The sequence below is a fragment of the Ochrobactrum sp. BTU1 genome (assembly GCA_018798825.1).
GTDB lineage: Bacteria > Pseudomonadota > Alphaproteobacteria > Rhizobiales > Rhizobiaceae > Brucella.
In genome coordinates, this window is record CP076354.1 from 1,545,570 (window position 1) to 1,560,937 (window position 15,368).

A 15,368-nucleotide genomic window follows, 5' to 3' on the forward strand; every position below is an offset into this window, starting at 1 on the left:
ACCCAGTCCAGTCCTTTCCATCGCCCGCCGCACGTCCCTCCAGGATGAGCGCGACGGCAGTTTGGTTGCCCGCCTGATCTTGAGCCATGTTTGGCACAAGACACCCGCCCGGGAGGTGAATTCACCCGCCGGTACACAAAAAGAAAACGGTCACCGAAGCACACGCTTCGGAACCGTTCAAAGTGATGTTGCTTAAACTATAGCATTTTCGTCGATCATTTCACGAAGAAAAATTTAAGCCTGTTAATTGTATCCAAAACCGCAGCTATTTTGCGGATACAGGCCAGCTCGCTGGCCACTTTTCGGGGCCGTCCGCATAATTGCCATCGCAATCGCCTTTCGAGCGTTCTTCAACGAGCACAAAGCGAACCTTGCCCTCCCCGTCGTCAGTCGCTTTCCAGACGTCATAGATGCCGCAATCACCCAATCCCCTGCCCTTGAAGAACGCTGTGATCGTTTTATTCGACTGCGACCAATCAATATTCCAGGCCTGGTCCGTTGTGCTTGGTCCAGCATCTGAAATGGTCGGCAGCGAAATTGGAACGACCTGATTCTCGCTCTGGCTATAGAATACGTAAGACTGATTATATGCCCCAGGAGAACCACAGGGCATTCCGATCAGATTAAGCCCATCCGCAATCTTTGCATTAAAACCGCCACCGGAGCTGAACGAATCCCCGTTCGATGTTCCGCAAACGCCATCCTCGTCAGTGAAGTCTTTGCGGACTTGTTCGGGAATCTGCTGAACATCCTTGATCAATGTCACATCAGGCGCAGGCGGGGCTGACTTGGCACCTTTGGCTTGAAGTGCATCAACCGTTCCCGCACGCGATTGCTGTTCGTCAATATAGATCAAGCCTCCCACAAAACCGGAAAGCGAATAGTTCGAAACCTTGCCTGCGAATTTAAGCTGCAGCTTCTGACCATTCCTCATCGCTTCAATCAATTTGGCGACCGCGTCCGCATCTCCATAGTTGAGTTGTTCATCCTGTAACTTCATGACTGACGCATCGACACTCAAAGCGGGCTTGCCATCAATCGATAGCTCCAGCTTACCCGACACTTTCGATGGGTCGATATAAGAGAGTTGAAGTTCAGGCTTTGCGCCCACAGCACGACCGCGATAAATGCCCAATCCCGGCGCACCGTCACTGGCAACTGGCGTCAGAGACAATGTGCAATTCTGCGCGAAATCACACAGGACGGATGTATCGCGGATCAACTTGTAGGCGGCGTAAGAGACGCCAAGACTGCTCAATATCGACGTAAAAACCGTCCCGGCCAGCAAGATAGCTTTACTGCTCTTTTTCAATGAAAGCATAAACAACTCCCCGCGTATAAATATTTGCTTTCTTATGTGCAGCAGTGTCGCAGTGAAACTACTACCTTGCCGATTATCCCGAATATTCTCTATAGCATATCCTGCCCCGGGAAGATGATCCAAATGAAAGAGGGCAGTTCTCTTTAGAGCACCCTCTGCGCTTCAAGAAGCCAAGAGCCGCTTAAAGAATTATTTGGTGGGATGAGGCAGCAATGACGCGCGTTCAGGCAAATTTACTTCTCCTTTTGGCGGGCGTCATTTGGGGTATGGGCTTCGTCGCGCAGTCTACCGCAATGGCAAGCATAGGCCCCTTTTTGTTTATCGGTGTCCGTTCAGCCATTGCCGCCCTGACCGTGCTACCATGGTCAATCGCCGAAAGCAGACGCTCACCGCACAAGCTCAAAGGCTCGAACTATCTTTACTTCATGGTCGTTGGAGCAACGCTTTTTATCGGTCTTGTGCTGCAACAGATCGGACTGATCACCACCTCCGTCACCAATGCCGGGTTCCTGACAGGTCTTTACGTCGTGATGGTACCGGTGCTCGGCGTGATTATTTTCCGCAGCTGGCCACATCCTGTTGTCTGGCCAAGCGCTATCGCCTGCCTCACAGGCATATTCCTGTTATCAGGCGGGGAACTAAGCGCTCTCAAGCAAGGCGACTGGCTTGTCATTGCCGGTGCTGTTTTCTGGGCCATGCAGGTTTTGTTGATTAGCCGTGCCAATCGCGCAGGCCGCCCGATCACGCTGAGCTGCGTTCAGTTTGCGACCGCCGCAGTCGCAGGCTTGCTGATCGCCGCAGCAATTGAAGACATTAACTGGAACGTCATCGCACTCACCTGGAAAGAACTGCTGTCCACAGGCGTCTTTTCATCCGGCATTGCCTTCACGCTGCAAGCCATCGGCCAACGCTACACCACCTCGGCGCAGGCTGCGATTTTCCTGTCGTCCGAAGCGATCTTTGCAGCAATGTTTGGCGCAATTTTCCTTGGCGACCGGCTGACATTCATTGGCTTTATCGGTTGCGGTCTGCTGTTTACAGCGATGCTTGCTGTCGAACTGGTTCCGATGTTCTGGAAACGTAAAGCGGAACCAATCCCGGCAGCTGCTGAATAATCACCCTCGGAAAATAAGGGCCGCCCCGCCTGCGATCAGCGCAAAGCCAAGAACATGATTCCAGGTGAAGGCTTCTTTGAGATAGAAGATCGAGAACAGGCTGAATATCACCAGCGTGATTACTTCCTGCATCGTCTTCAGCTGCGCGGCTGAATAGACTTCATGCCCGATGCGATTTGCCGGCACTGCCAGACAATATTCAATCAGAGCAATACCCCAACTGATGAAAATGACAGTGACCAGAGGCGTACTGGTGAACTTGAGATGCCCGTACCAGGCAAAGGTCATGAAAACATTAGAGCCGATCAGAAGCAGGATCGGCAGAACACTTGGCGACATCAGTGCTGACATGGAAAGAACTTTGGGGACCGGAAGAACACTGTCGCGGCTTGGCCCGAAACCGCTTTTAAGCGTTAGCACAAAGCCATGAAGATTTCGTCGGACTTATGACCATCAATTGGGCGATAAATCACCTTATTTGCGCCGCAGCTCTTAACAGGCTCACTGACTGTTCGTTTACGCTTATCGGCTAATATGAACGGAAGCCCGGTTCCAAAATGAAAGGCAGGGGCATGAGTTTTGCGTTGTCCGCTCGCTTTCAACATTACGTATTACCGGCATCTCTTGCGCTGTTCACACTTGTTGCAGGCTGCTCCGGAGAACGGCCGCCGCGACCGCAGGCAGATATTGGCAACGCCGATGTCATGGTCCCGCCTGCCCCTGTTGCTTCGGTGAACACACCGCAGGAACAACGTGTCGTGGGGTTGGCGGAGGAAATCGAAAACAACGCCAATGAAATGACGACACAGAGCCAGCCGCATTACACTGGCGATTACGGTTTTGCGACTTCTGTACAAAACCCCGTCAGCACTGCGGAAAACATCTATACGATGTCTAATTCCGAAGCCGCTTGCCGAACCCGGCTAAAGCGCCTCGGTGTTGTCTTCACTGAAAAATCACCCATTAATCAAAGCGGCAGCTGTCGTATCGATAACCCTATTGAAGTCAGCGGCTTCAACAGTGGGGCCATTGCTTTCAAACCTGCCGCGACTTTGAATTGTCAGGTGACAGAAGCCTTTGCGCGCTGGATCAAGGGCGACCTGCAGCCATCTGCACGCCTTCGTTATCTGTCCGGTATCAACACCATTCACAATGCCGGTGGCTATTCCTGCCGCACAATGAACCATCGCCGTGGCGCCAAGATGTCGGAGCATTCTCGCGGCAATGCGATCGATGTCACCAAGATCGTTCTGAATAACGGCAAGAGCATCACGGTGCGCAAGCCCGGCTTCTTTGCTTTCCGCGAAAAAGGCTTGCTCAACAGCGTGCGCTCGGACGCCTGCTCCTATTTCACAACCGTTCTCGGGCCTGGCTATAACCGCGAACATGCCGACCATTTTCACTTCGACCTGATGCAGCGACGCAGCGGCCACCGTGCCTGCAAGTAGTAAAAAAGCCCGGATCACCCGGGCTTTTTCGATTCTATTTCATCAGCTTAGCGAAACAGGCTGAATCAGTTCCCGAACTTGCTTACTCAGCCGGAACTGGTGTCGGCTGGCCACTCTTGTCGAGCGCCACCATGACGAATTCGCCATGTGTAACCAGATCCATTTCGTCAGCTAGATAACGCTGAGCCCACGCTTCAACGCGCAGCGTAATCGAGGTGCGACCAACGCGCGTAATCTCGGTATAAACACAAAGAACGTCGCCAATCTTGACCGGCTTGGCGAAAGACATTTCACGCACCGCAGCTGTTACAACGCGGCCCTTGGCACGTTCTGCAGCACGAATGCCGCTGGCCGTATCCATCTGCGCCATAACCCAGCCGCCGAAAATATCACCAGCCGAATTGGTATCTTTGGGCATGGCCTGCGTGCGTACAGTCAACATGCCCTTTGGCGCATTAATATCGTTCATCAGTAGGTCCTTCGATCACCAGAGGCGCATCCCAAACCGCATGAAGCGGTTTCGTAAAAGATGCACGTCAAAACAGAAAACTAGAGTCATCGCTGAGTATGCTGCAAGCCTCTCCAAAGGGAAAGTGCGACATGCGCACCGCAGCCATGCAAATCAGGCACGAAACACCTATAAAAGTTAAACTCTTAATTATTAATCATACCGTAAATATTCATATTGGCTTTAAAGTAATAATAACAATTATCTGCTATGTATAAATTCATGTAATACATATCAGGGGCTAAAATGAAGATTATTATTACATCATCTATTGCTACATTAGCAGTTTTATTTGCAACGAATGCTGAAGCATATAGTGGCCTTGCAACCGCGAATATAAATCTCCGCACTGGCCCCGGCACACAATACCCATCAATGGGTAGAATTCCGAATGGTGTCCTTCTCAACGTTGCAGGCTGCACCAGCGGATATGGTTGGTGTCGCGTCAACTATGCCGGCCTCGACGGCTGGGCTTCTTCAAATTACATCGCTGTACAAACCGGTGGTGGCGGCTACACGACCAACGACAATTTCGGCTCGACTGCCGCAGCCGTCGGCATTCCCCTGATTGCCGGACTGGTGGTCGGTTCGGCAATAAACAACAATCGATGGGACGATGGTCCAAATTGGGGACCAGGATGGGGTCCACGCCCATACCGTTCCGGCTGGGGCCCCGGTCCTTATCGTCCGGGCCCAGGTTGGCGCGGGCCCGGCCAGTGGGGTGAACCACATCCACATTGGGGCGATCGTCCCGGCTGGCGCGACCACCCCGGCTTTCACCCAAATGTCTACGGCCCCGGTGATCGCTGGCGTCCACGCGGGCCACGGTGATTGCCACCTCCTGACAGCCTGATGTCAGGAGCCATATAGAATTGCGACGCGGCGCACCGGATTTGTTCCATATTTTGATCCGGGCGCCCTTTTCATTTGTGCCGTGAAATTCCATATTGGGACCATGGCTTCCTCAAAAGACAAATACACTCAGGATTCGCATGATGAAACTCGCGGCTTTGGCGAAGCGCCTCAGTCCGGTTTCTCAGGTGCGCCGCTTTCAGGTTCAATTTCCGACTGGGCGAAAGAGATAGGGGATGAGGCTGAAAAACCTCAACCTAAAGCCAAATCACCCAAAGCGGCGAAGACACCGAAAAAGGTGCCTGAACGCAGCAAAGAAGCGACGCGCAGCGCGCGCGGTACATCCATGGGCGGCGCGGCCTCCGCTAAGGAACGCGCAGCCGCGGGTCTTAATCCCGTGGCGGGCCTTGATATAAGCCTCGAAGACGCCACGGCTCTTAATCCTTCAGGCGCCACGGCTACCGTCAAAGCGCTGTCTGATCTGATTGAATCCGGCAATCCGCTGTTCAAGAATGGTGAGCTTTGGACACCGCACCGCCCTGCCCGTCCGGCCAAATCCGAAGGCGGGATTGCGATTGAGATGGAATCGAGCTTCGAGCCATCTGGCGACCAGCCGACAGCGATCCGCGACCTGATCAGTGGCTTGAACGACGAAGATCGGACACAGGTTTTGCTCGGCGTCACCGGCTCCGGTAAGACCTTCACAATGGCGAAGGTCATTCAGGAAACGCAGCGTCCGGCGCTTATTCTTGCGCCGAATAAGACGCTTGCGGCGCAGCTTTACGGCGAATTCAAAAACTTCTTCCCGAACAATGCCGTCGAATATTTCGTTTCCTATTACGATTACTATCAGCCCGAAGCCTATGTGGCGCGGTCGGACACCTATATCGAAAAAGAATCGACCGTAAACGAACAGATCGACCGGATGCGCCACGCAGCAACGCGAGCGCTGATCGAGCGCGATGACGTCATCATCGTGGCATCAGTTTCGTGCATTTACGGTATCGGTTCGGTCGAAACCTATACGGCCATGACGTTTGAGATGAAGATCGGCGACCGGCTCGACCAACGCCAGCTTCTCGCCGATCTTGTGGCACAGCAGTATAAGCGGCAGGACATCAACTTCGTCCGCGGCTCATTCCGCGTGCGTGGCGATACAATTGAAATCTTCCCGGCCCACTTGGAAGACCGCGCATGGCGTATCTCGCTGTTTGGCGACGAGATTGAAACCATCGCCGAGTTTGACCCGTTGACCGCTCAAAAGACCGGCGATCTTCAGTCAGTCAAGATCTATGCGAATTCGCACTATGTGACACCACGCCCAACGCTCAATCAGGCTATCAAGTCCATTCAGGAAGAGCTGCAGCATCGTCTTGCGGAACTCACCCGCGCAGGTCGTCTGCTCGAAGCGCAGCGCCTTGAACAGCGCACGAATTTCGACCTTGAAATGTTAGAGGCAACCGGCGTCTGCAACGGCATCGAAAACTATTCGCGCTATCTCACCGGACGCCAGCCGGGCGAGCCGCCACCGACCCTATTCGAGTATATCCCGGACAATGCTCTGGTCTTCCTCGACGAAAGCCACGTCACTGTTCCACAAATTGGTGGCATGTATCGCGGCGACTTTAGGCGCAAAGCAACATTGGCCGAATATGGTTTCCGCCTGCCATCCTGCATGGATAACCGCCCGCTGCGCTTCGAAGAATGGGACGCCATGCGTCCGCAGACCATCGCGGTTTCGGCAACGCCCGGTAAATGGGAAATGGAAGAAGCTGGCGGCGTATTTGCCGAACAGGTCATCCGCCCGACCGGCCTGATCGATCCGCCAGTAGAAGTGCGTCCTGCGAAAAGTCAGGTAGATGATGTGCTGGGCGAAATCCGCGAAACTGCGCGCAAGGGTTATCGTACGCTCTGCACGGTGCTGACCAAGCGCATGGCGGAAGACCTGACCGAGTATCTCCACGAACAGGGTGTTCGCGTGCGTTATATGCACTCGGACATCGACACGCTGGAACGCATCGAAATCATTCGCGATCTGCGCCTTGGCGCTTTCGACGTGCTGGTGGGTATCAACCTGCTGCGCGAAGGTCTCGATATTCCCGAATGCGGGTTCGTCGCCATTCTTGATGCTGACAAGGAAGGTTTCCTGCGTTCGGAAACGTCTCTGGTGCAGACGATTGGTCGTGCGGCGCGTAACGTTGACGGCAAGGTCATTCTTTACGCCGACAATATCACCGGTTCTATGCAGCGCGCGATGGATGAAACCAGCCGCCGCCGCGAAAAGCAGGAAGCCTACAATCTTGAGCATGGCATCACGCCTGCCTCGGTGAAGAAGAATATATCGGACATTCTGAACTCGGTTTACGAGCAGGATCACGTCCGCGCCGATATTTCGGGCTTTGCCGAAGAAGGCTCGATGATGGGCAACAATCTTGCTGCCCATCTCGAACATCTTGAAAAGCAGATGCGCGATGCCGCCGCCGATCTCGACTTCGAAAAGGCAGCGCGTCTGCGTGATGAGGTCAAGCGTCTGCGCGAAATGGAACTGGCGATTGCCGACGATCCAATGGCGCGGGAAGTGGAACTTGAAAGCCCTGTAACTGGCCGTACCAAGGGCCGTCACAACGCGGGCCGTAAGGTTCACCGCACGGTCGATGACGAGCCGAAGAAGTCGCTTTTTGCCAAGCCTTCGCTCGACAACATGGGACCGGGCACGGACATGGCCAAACCGCTGTTCCGCAAGAACACGCTGGATGAAATGACTGTCAAGCGGACAGAAAAACCGGCAGGTGCGGATGAAGCTCTTCTTCGCCGCGAACGTTCAGGCATCGGCTCTTATGAAGACCCGGCTGAAACCGCCCGCAAGAAGCGTCGCCCCGGCAAGACTGGCCGACCGGGGCGGTAATATCGCAAAGCTCGGAGGCTGCTTCTTACCAGCCTTCGATTACGATCTTACCCTTGGCCTTACCGCTTTCAAGCACAGCATGAGCTGCCTTGAGATTTGTGGCGTTGATCGGGGACAGCACGTCCGTCACAGTCGTTTTGATTTTGCCTGCATCGATCAGGCGTGCAACTTCATTCAGAAGTTTGCCCTGCTCATCCATGTCGGCAGTTTCAAAAATTGGACGTGTGAACATCAGTTCCCAGTGCACTGACACGGACTTGCGCTTGAATGGCATGATGTCAAGCTTGTCCGGATCGTCAATCAGACCGAACCGTCCCTGTGGTGCGATCAGTTCAACGATTTCGCTAAGATGATCCAGCGTTTGCGTGGTCGAGAACACAAAGGCTGGCGCACCAATCCCCAAAGCCTCGACCTGCTCTGCCAAAGGCTTACTGTGATCGATGACATGGTGCGCGCCGAGCTGCTTGACCCATTCCTGGGTTTCAGGACGCGATGCTGTCGCAATTACAGTCAGATCGGTTAATGCACGAACGAGCTGGATCGCGATAGAACCCACACCGCCTGCCCCACCAACAATAAGCACCGCGTTTGCGGCACCGGGCACAGGCTTGCGCACATCAAGCCTGTCAAAGAGCATTTCCCAGGCAGTAATCGACGTAAGCGGCAAAGCTGCAGCCTCACTCTTGGCAAGCGATACCGGCGCTTGTCCAACAATACGCTCGTCCACGAGGTGATATTCACTGTTTGCACCCTGACGGATAAGTGACCCGGCATACCAGACCTTGTCGCCAGTCTTGAAGTTCTGGACCGCCTCACCGGTTTCAACCACCGTTCCAACCGCATCCCAACCCAGCACTTTCCATGTGCCTTCGTCTGCCGACGCACGGTTCCGGATTTTGTAATCGACGGGATTGACCGATATCGCCTCGACCTGCACCAGCAGATCACGGCCTTTCGCAACAGGCTTATCCAGTTCGACATCAACCAGCGAATCTGCACGGTCCAGCTTTCCGGCAGTTTGATAGGCTACAGCTTTCATAGTCTTTGCTCCATTTGCTATGGATCAAATATTAGACTACTATCTAAAAATGAAAATACGCACAAAAATCGCCCATAGTGACGATATCTGTACTTAGTATATAAAGGTTACTGTAATGACCAAGCCAAAGCACTCACGCTTCGATTGCAGTCCCGGCTGCGCAGTCGAGGCTGCCATCAGCCTCATCGACGGCAAATGGAAGAGTGTGGTGCTTTATCATCTTCTGGATGGAACGCTGAGGTTCAATGAATTGAGACGGCAGATACCGGGCGTTACGCAGCGTATGCTCACCAATCAGCTACGTGAGCTGGAAGAAGATGGCCTGATTGAGCGCAAGGTCTATGCGCAGGTTCCGCCCAAAGTGGAATATAGCCTCTCCCCACTTGGCCGCAGCATTGAGCCCATTCTTCTTGCGCTCAAAGACTGGGGTGACACCAATATCGAACGATTCAGCAAGCAACAGTCAACACAAACTGCGGCTTAAAAAAAGCGGCCCATGAAGGCCGCTCTTTTAGTTCAGTTATCTTACCGGCACTGACCACCGCCAGTAATGCGATAGCCTGCGCGTTCTGCTTCACAGCGGTTAGGGAATGTCTGCCTGTCGTTACCCCTGCGGGCGCAAACTGGCATATATTCCCGCGTGCAGGCACCAGCACCCGGCCCCGGACGACCCGGCCTGTTGCCTTGATGCGGCGGGCGTCCTGGCCGCTCTCCTCCCCAGCCCGAACCAGGTCCCGGCCTTGATGTGCATTGCCCGTTGCCGACGATACGATAGCCATCGGCCCGCGCCTGACAGGCATTACCAAACGTCTTGCGCGAAGACCCGCGCTCACCGCAAACCGGCGCGTAAATCATCGGGCACATTTGCGGCTGCGATGGGCCCGGCCTGACTGGTGGCCGATAATCAGGCCCACCTTCAGCGACGCAACCTGCAAGAAACAAGGCACCTGCCAATAGGCTCAAACGACTGATTCTGTTTAGAAGCATTGCTCTCTCCCTCTCCTGTTAACTGCTAAAATGGCACAGCGAAGAGGAAGAACAAGGATATATTCGCGTATATTCCGCTTCCCTCCGCGAAACTCATATCGACAAGTCAGAAACTTCCTTTACTCTGTCGGTAGCTTTCGGGGATGAATGGCGGAAAGGCTGCATGAAGCGTTCGCATCTGGCTATAGCAACTGTCGCAGTTTTCCAGCTTCTTTGCTGGCCAGAAGCTATCAATTCCGCCTTTGCTGAAAATGGATCGGAAGCCGAAATCTATGGTCCACCGATGCCCCCCAAGAAAGCAGAACCCACGGTCGCACGAATCTGCGAATTGATTGAAGCGAGCGCCGAAAATCGCGGCATTCCAAAAGACTTCTTTGCACGGCTGATCTGGAAGGAAAGCCGTTTTGATCATCGCGCTGTCAGCCCTGTGGGCGCACAGGGCATTGCACAATTCATGCCCTATACGGCCAAAGAACGCGGTTTGGCAGACCCATTCGATATCGAACAGGCCATCCCGGCTTCAGCCAGTTTTCTCAGTGAACTGAAAGGCGCTTTCGGCAATTGGGGGCTCGCAGCTGCAGCCTATAATGCCGGGCCGACACGCGTCTCCAACTGGATGCGCTCAGGCGGCTTTCTTCCATTGGAAACCGAAGATTACGTGCTGGATCTGACTGGCGCTCCTGCCGATAACTTTGCGTCGGGCAATGAAATTACCAATCGTCCGCTTGATGCAAAACTCACCTTTACGGAAGCCTGCAAGCGTCTGCCCATCGTTAGAACAGCAACGATTCCCATGTCGCAGATCAAGCCGAAGCCATGGGGTATTCAAGTTGCCGGTAATTTCCGACGCAGCGTTGCCGTTAATCAATGGAGCAGGTTGCGTAAACAATTCTCGTCAGTACTCGCCGGGCATAACCCTGTCATCAGCCGCGTTCGCACACCGATGGCGCGACGTGGAATCTATGCGGTTCGTATCGGTGCAGATAGCCGTTCCGAGGCTGATAACATTTGCAGTAAACTTCGCGCAGTTGGTGGAGCCTGCATAGTTTTGCGTAATCGCTAAGCATATTCGAATGCTATACCATAGTATGATACGATATATTGCGACCAGAATGTTCTATTTTGGTATTAAACCGTCGTTATTCTCGTAATTTTTGTACAAATTCGTGACGATACCGTTTCAAAGATAACCAATCACATATTCTGTGAAGAATTTGCTTGCCAAACTACGCGGCATAGATCAGTCTTCGTTCGTCCGGGCAATTTGAGTACAAACGGAAGACTGGAAGAACGGCGCGCCGGAACCGCTAGAAGTTCCGGGTCGGGGAGTAATCTCTGGCAATGATCGGTTCCTTTCCAATGTCGAAAACTGCCTGCATGACCCTCTGCCGGGTGTGTGGTGCGTTCGGCAGAAGTTGTAATTCCACTGTTTTCTAAAAAAGCAGTGGCGCCAAGGAAAAGGAACGGATCCCATGGCACAGACCGGACAGGTCAAATTCTTCAACTCCGAAAAAGGTTTCGGATTCATCAAGCCAGATGATGGCGGCGCAGACATTTTCGTGCACATCTCCGCTGTTCAGGCGTCGGGTTTGGCCGGACTTGCTGACAATCAGAAGGTTTCCTACGAGACGGAACCGGATCGTCGTGGCAAAGGCCCTAAGGCTGTAAACATTACCGTTACTGAGTAATCGTTTACCCAAAAAGATCTATGCCCCGGCCAACGCCGGGGTTTTTTATTGGCCAATCATTGGCCCAATATGCGCTCTAAAAACCCCTAGCTTAAAACGCGCGAAATATTACCAGCACGGTATTTAATTTACCGCTCATCAGCAGATTTCGCCGCGCCTTCACCATTGTTCAGCCTCCATTCATGTCGAGAATATTAACTTGATATTCATGATTGATGCGATGTGCCGACCGGCCCGCAGCATCGCCGAAATTGCAGTTGTGCTTCTGAAGGAGCGGACAATGAACAAACTACTTAAAACAGCTATTCTGGCAGTTGCCTCGATAGCAGCAGTCTCAGCACCGCTGGCAGCGGCTTCGGCAGACTCCTGGGGCCGTCGCGGCTGGGATCGCGGCGACTGGAACCGTGGTGGATGGGATCGCCCATACCATCGTCATCGTGACCGCACGGGTGATGCTGTTGCAGCTGGTGTAATTGGCCTCGCAGCAGGCGCATTGCTCGGCAGCGCTCTGAGCCAGCCACAGCCAACGTATGTGCAGCCAGCTCCGGTTTATGCGCCGCCACCACCGCCTCCAGCCTATTATCCAGCGCCGCCAGCACGCAGCGTGCAGTATCGCGTTGGGTATGAACCATGGAGCCGTGGCTGGTATCAGTATTGCTCGGACCGCTATCGCTCGTTCAATGCAAATACCGGAACCTATCGTGGTTACGACGGTCGGGATCATTTCTGCTCAGCAAACTAATCCTATACCAGACTAAAAAGAAAAATCCGTCTAATACAAAAACTCCATGAGTATGACTCATGGAGTTTCGATTAAGCCCGAGTGGCGATTGAATTTTTACAAAGCTTGATGCGTGAGCATCTTGAGCCGCCTTGTTATAAAAGGGCGGCTTTCTTGTATTCTTGTCCGAATATCATGCATATCCGATATTGTTCAGAAACGGATTGTTGCGGCGCTCTTCACCAAAACGGCTTCCCGTACCATGTCCGCATAGAAAGCCGACATCGTCGCCCAGCGGTAAAAGCTTTTCTTTGATCGAACGGATCAACGCGTCATGGTCTCCGCCCGGAAGATCGGTTCGACCCACAGACCCGTTAAACAGAACATCACCAACAATCGCAAAACGCGCTTCAGGGTTATAAAAAACCACATGACCCGGTGCGTGACCCGGGCAATGGAAAACGTCAAACACATGGCCAGCAACGGTGACTGTGTCACCTTCTTCGAGCCAGCGATCGGGCGTTATATTTCGTACACCTTCGGTTAAACCGTATTTCAGGCCAGTCGTGACCAGACTGTTGAGCAGAAACTCATCATCCTTGTGCGGGCCGATAACATCAACGCCCAAAGCGTCTCTAAGCTCAGATGCCGCGCCAGCATGATCGATATGACCATGCGTGATCCAGATCGCTTCAACTTCGACATTCTGAGAAGCGATTGCTTCCTTGATGCGCTCAAGATCGCCACCCGGATCAATCACCACACCCTTTTTCGTTTCCGCATCAAAAAGGATTGTGCAGTTCTGCTGAAATGGCGTCACCGGAACGATTATGGCCTGAAGTTGCCCCATGAAATACTCCATTTGGTCAGCATGATTGAAAAGGCTGCATATATTGCCGCCCCCCATCACATAATGCGGCATGACATGCTTGCAAAGCCCCTCAAACAAAACGGGCGGCCTTAAGCCGCCCGTTTTCCCCTCTCTCACGAAGGTCTGAAGCACATCTTGCCGGAAAACAGTTATTCTGCAGGATGCACTCAAAATCGGTTGTTGTCCCCACAACCGCGCTATTTGCTTACACTCAGGCTTTGCTTGCCAGCGAGTTCTTGATCAGCCCGATAATTGCCGTGAGGACGATACCGCCCACACCACCACCGGCCAGCTGGCCAACGACACCATTAAGAACAGAGTCCAACCCGCCACCGGACAGTAAAGGCAGAAGCTGACCAAGAATAACGCCACCAATGCCACCGGCAACAGTGTTTCCTGCGGTACCGAGGCTCAGATTCTTGACAGCACCAGCAATGTTGCCGCCGACTGCACCTGAAACAAGCTGGAGAATGATAGGCAGTAGAGATTCCATAATCGTCACCCCATCTGAGTTAAAAGCCGGAATAACGCGAATCCGACTTGGAAAATCTTGAACCGAAACTTCCCAATGTCAAACAATAAGCATTCACATAGTAAAAAAGCGGCTTAAAAGCCGCTTTTTTCTGTTTAAAACCTTATTACTCAGCAGCTATTCGCTTGGGCTGAACTTCGGCTGTATAGTCATTCATCAGCAAATTCGTAATTTCGCCTGGCTTGAAATGGTACTTGCCGATTTCAGAAACCGGCGTCACTTCGGCAGCCGTGCCGCACAGGAAGCATTCGCTGAATGTTTCCATTTCTTCTGGCATGATAACGCGCTCGATAACTTCCAGACCACGGCGCTTGGCGAGATCAATGATCGTGCGGCGCGTAATACCGTCGAGGAAGCAATCAGGCTTTGGCGTATGCAAAGCACCATCCTTCACGAAGAAGACATTGGCACCCGTGGCTTCAGCAACCTGACCACGCCAATCCAGCATCAACGCGTCGGCATAACCCTTGGCTTCTGCCGCGTGCTTGGAAATGGTGCAGATCATATAAAGACCGGCAGCCTTCGAGCGCGAAGGTGCAGTACGTGGGTCTGGGCGGCAATATTCAGCAATATCGAGGCGAATACCCTTCATTTTCTCTTCTGGCGAGAAATAGCTTGGCCACTGCCAGATCGCGATTGCCAGATGAATGCGATTGTTCTGTGCGGAAACACCGAGCGACTCCGAGCCGCGCCATGCAATCGGACGCACATAGGCATCTTCTGAGCCCTGCTTTTTCAGCAGCTCGCGGCAGGCATCGTTGATTTCATCCACGCTGTAGGGAATCTCGAAACCAAGAATTCGCGCCGATTCATGCAGACGCTCGGTATGCTCCGTCAGCTTGAAGATTTCGCCGCCATAAGCGCGTTCGCCTTCAAACACTGCACTCGCATAGTGCAGACCATGGGTCAGCACATGAACCTTTGCATCCTTCCAGGCGACGAACTCGCCGTCCTGCCAGATAAACCCTTCCCGTTGATCGAATGAAATCGCAGCCATTTTAGCTTCCTCAAAGTTGGGCTACGGTTTTTCCGCCCGCCCGTTTGCCCTGATGGGCCTTTCCCTAGTCTTTTCTCACCATTTAAATCGATATAACTGGTAAGATAGAGACGTTTTTCTTTGCCAAGACTGGCATTTTACAATCAAACACGCTGAGGTCAGCTCAAACAATTATGCTGAGATCAGACAAAGAATGCATGTAAAACAAAGATATTTCCGGCAATTACGGAAAATAACGCTCGCTATTGGTCATTACCGTCCTTAAGGGACAGTATGACACAGCTAACCGCGTAATTATCTCTCCTCCAACATGCAGCAGCGCAAACTTTATTCCAAAAAAACCGGTCTGCACTTCCCAAAAATTATCTTGGCGATTGAGTTATG

At 52.9% G+C, this 15,368-nt stretch carries 16 protein-coding genes; 8 read left to right on the forward strand and 8 right to left on the reverse strand.

Going from position 1 to position 15,368, the window contains the following annotated elements; genetic code table 11:
* Window positions 1–265: 265 nt before the first annotated feature.
* Window positions 266–1,321 (reverse strand): DUF1176 domain-containing protein, encoded by a 1,056-nt coding sequence (locus KMS41_07475; protein ID QWK76951.1) that lies wholly within the window; start codon window positions 1,319–1,321, stop codon window positions 266–268.
* 212 nt (window positions 1,322–1,533) lie between these two features.
* Between KMS41_07475 and KMS41_07480 the strand changes: the two genes are divergently transcribed.
* Complete coding sequence (locus tag KMS41_07480; protein QWK76952.1) at window positions 1,534–2,436, forward strand: DMT family transporter; 903 nt, start codon at window positions 1,534–1,536, stop codon at window positions 2,434–2,436.
* On the opposite strand, the gene KMS41_07485 is transcribed toward KMS41_07480, so the two are convergent.
* Window positions 2,437–2,787 (reverse strand): DMT family protein, encoded by a 351-nt coding sequence (locus tag KMS41_07485; protein ID QWK76953.1) that lies wholly within the window; start codon window positions 2,785–2,787, stop codon window positions 2,437–2,439.
* Window positions 2,788–3,008: 221 nt separating this feature from the next.
* On the opposite strand from KMS41_07485, the gene KMS41_07490 reads away from it, so the two are divergent.
* The gene (locus tag KMS41_07490; GenBank protein QWK76954.1) at window positions 3,009–3,884 is read left to right on the forward strand and encodes an extensin family protein; all 876 of its coding nucleotides are present in this window, start codon (window positions 3,009–3,011) and stop codon (window positions 3,882–3,884) included.
* Between the two features lie 82 nt (window positions 3,885–3,966).
* Here KMS41_07490 and KMS41_07495 read toward each other — a convergent pair whose 3' ends face one another.
* Window positions 3,967–4,353 (reverse strand): acyl-CoA thioesterase, encoded by a 387-nt coding sequence (locus KMS41_07495; GenBank protein ID QWK76955.1) that lies wholly within the window; start codon window positions 4,351–4,353, stop codon window positions 3,967–3,969.
* Window positions 4,354–4,638: 285 nt separating this feature from the next.
* Here KMS41_07495 and KMS41_07500 point away from each other — a divergent pair, with 285 nt between their 5' ends.
* Both KMS41_07500 and uvrB read left to right on the forward strand, forming a co-directional pair.
* Window positions 4,639–5,223 carry an SH3 domain-containing protein gene (locus tag KMS41_07500; protein ID QWK76956.1) on the forward strand — a complete coding sequence of 195 codons (585 nt, stop codon included), beginning with the start codon at window positions 4,639–4,641 and terminating at the stop codon, window positions 5,221–5,223.
* 124 nt (window positions 5,224–5,347) lie between these two features.
* Window positions 5,348–8,149 carry an excinuclease ABC subunit UvrB gene (gene uvrB / locus KMS41_07505; protein QWK76957.1) on the forward strand — a complete coding sequence of 934 codons (2,802 nt, stop codon included), beginning with the start codon at window positions 5,348–5,350 and terminating at the stop codon, window positions 8,147–8,149.
* A gap of 25 nt (window positions 8,150–8,174) precedes the next feature.
* Here the strand turns inward: uvrB and KMS41_07510 are convergent, their stop codons facing one another.
* Window positions 8,175–9,188 (reverse strand): zinc-binding alcohol dehydrogenase family protein, encoded by a 1,014-nt coding sequence (locus KMS41_07510; protein ID QWK76958.1) that lies wholly within the window; start codon window positions 9,186–9,188, stop codon window positions 8,175–8,177.
* 115 nt (window positions 9,189–9,303) lie between these two features.
* Here KMS41_07510 and KMS41_07515 point away from each other — a divergent pair, with 115 nt between their 5' ends.
* Window positions 9,304–9,672, forward strand: coding sequence for a helix-turn-helix transcriptional regulator (locus tag KMS41_07515; protein ID QWK76959.1), 369 nt, complete (start codon window positions 9,304–9,306; stop codon window positions 9,670–9,672).
* Between the two features lie 41 nt (window positions 9,673–9,713).
* Here the strand turns inward: KMS41_07515 and KMS41_07520 are convergent, their stop codons facing one another.
* Window positions 9,714–10,175 carry a protease inhibitor gene (locus KMS41_07520; GenBank protein QWK76960.1) on the reverse strand — a complete coding sequence of 154 codons (462 nt, stop codon included), beginning with the start codon at window positions 10,173–10,175 and terminating at the stop codon, window positions 9,714–9,716.
* Between the two features lie 163 nt (window positions 10,176–10,338).
* On the opposite strand from KMS41_07520, the gene KMS41_07525 reads away from it, so the two are divergent.
* The 3 genes from KMS41_07525 to KMS41_07535 all read left to right on the forward strand — a co-directional run bounded on the left by KMS41_07525 (window position 10,339) and on the right by KMS41_07535 (window position 12,605).
* The gene (locus tag KMS41_07525) at window positions 10,339–11,238 is read left to right on the forward strand and encodes a lytic transglycosylase domain-containing protein (GenBank protein QWK76961.1); all 900 of its coding nucleotides are present in this window, start codon (window positions 10,339–10,341) and stop codon (window positions 11,236–11,238) included.
* 409 nt (window positions 11,239–11,647) lie between these two features.
* A complete protein-coding gene (locus KMS41_07530; GenBank protein QWK76962.1) occupies window positions 11,648–11,863 on the forward strand; it encodes a cold-shock protein in 216 nt (71 codons plus the stop codon).
* A 280-nt stretch (window positions 11,864–12,143) separates the two neighbouring features.
* Entirely contained in the window at window positions 12,144–12,605 is a 462-nt protein-coding gene (locus KMS41_07535; GenBank protein QWK76963.1) for a BA14K family protein, read from the forward strand.
* 172 nt (window positions 12,606–12,777) lie between these two features.
* Here the strand turns inward: KMS41_07535 and KMS41_07540 are convergent, their stop codons facing one another.
* The 3 genes from KMS41_07540 to KMS41_07550 form a co-directional block, all read right to left on the reverse strand.
* Entirely contained in the window at window positions 12,778–13,434 is a 657-nt protein-coding gene (locus tag KMS41_07540; protein ID QWK76964.1) for an MBL fold metallo-hydrolase, read from the reverse strand.
* A gap of 232 nt (window positions 13,435–13,666) precedes the next feature.
* Window positions 13,667–13,948: a hypothetical protein gene (locus KMS41_07545; protein ID QWK76965.1), complete on the reverse strand. Its 282-nt coding sequence runs from the start codon at window positions 13,946–13,948 to the stop codon at window positions 13,667–13,669.
* A gap of 145 nt (window positions 13,949–14,093) precedes the next feature.
* Complete coding sequence (locus KMS41_07550; GenBank protein ID QWK76966.1) at window positions 14,094–14,984, reverse strand: branched-chain amino acid aminotransferase; 891 nt, start codon at window positions 14,982–14,984, stop codon at window positions 14,094–14,096.
* Window positions 14,985–15,368 lie beyond the last annotated feature (384 nt).

Bases quoted from the DNA above. Each gene is read 5' to 3' on its own strand.
- KMS41_07475 (QWK76951.1), bottom strand. From the start codon at position 1,321: ATGCTTTCATTGAAAAAGAGCAGTAAAGCTATCTTGCTGGCCGGGACG.
- KMS41_07480 (QWK76952.1), top strand. From the start codon at position 1,534: ATGACGCGCGTTCAGGCAAATTTACTTCTCCTTTTGGCGGGCGTCATT.
- KMS41_07485 (QWK76953.1), bottom strand. From the start codon at position 2,787: ATGTCAGCACTGATGTCGCCAAGTGTTCTGCCGATCCTGCTTCTGATC.
- KMS41_07490 (QWK76954.1), top strand. From the start codon at position 3,009: ATGAGTTTTGCGTTGTCCGCTCGCTTTCAACATTACGTATTACCGGCA.
- KMS41_07495 (QWK76955.1), bottom strand. From the start codon at position 4,353: ATGAACGATATTAATGCGCCAAAGGGCATGTTGACTGTACGCACGCAG.
- KMS41_07500 (QWK76956.1), top strand. From the start codon at position 4,639: ATGAAGATTATTATTACATCATCTATTGCTACATTAGCAGTTTTATTT.
- uvrB (QWK76957.1), top strand. From the start codon at position 5,348: ATGGCTTCCTCAAAAGACAAATACACTCAGGATTCGCATGATGAAACT.
- KMS41_07510 (QWK76958.1), bottom strand. From the start codon at position 9,188: ATGAAAGCTGTAGCCTATCAAACTGCCGGAAAGCTGGACCGTGCAGAT.
- KMS41_07515 (QWK76959.1), top strand. From the start codon at position 9,304: ATGACCAAGCCAAAGCACTCACGCTTCGATTGCAGTCCCGGCTGCGCA.
- KMS41_07520 (QWK76960.1), bottom strand. From the start codon at position 10,175: ATGCTTCTAAACAGAATCAGTCGTTTGAGCCTATTGGCAGGTGCCTTG.
- KMS41_07525 (QWK76961.1), top strand. From the start codon at position 10,339: ATGAAGCGTTCGCATCTGGCTATAGCAACTGTCGCAGTTTTCCAGCTT.
- KMS41_07530 (QWK76962.1), top strand. From the start codon at position 11,648: ATGGCACAGACCGGACAGGTCAAATTCTTCAACTCCGAAAAAGGTTTC.
- KMS41_07535 (QWK76963.1), top strand. From the start codon at position 12,144: ATGAACAAACTACTTAAAACAGCTATTCTGGCAGTTGCCTCGATAGCA.
- KMS41_07540 (QWK76964.1), bottom strand. From the start codon at position 13,434: ATGGGGCAACTTCAGGCCATAATCGTTCCGGTGACGCCATTTCAGCAG.
- KMS41_07545 (QWK76965.1), bottom strand. From the start codon at position 13,948: ATGGAATCTCTACTGCCTATCATTCTCCAGCTTGTTTCAGGTGCAGTC.
- KMS41_07550 (QWK76966.1), bottom strand. From the start codon at position 14,984: ATGGCTGCGATTTCATTCGATCAACGGGAAGGGTTTATCTGGCAGGAC.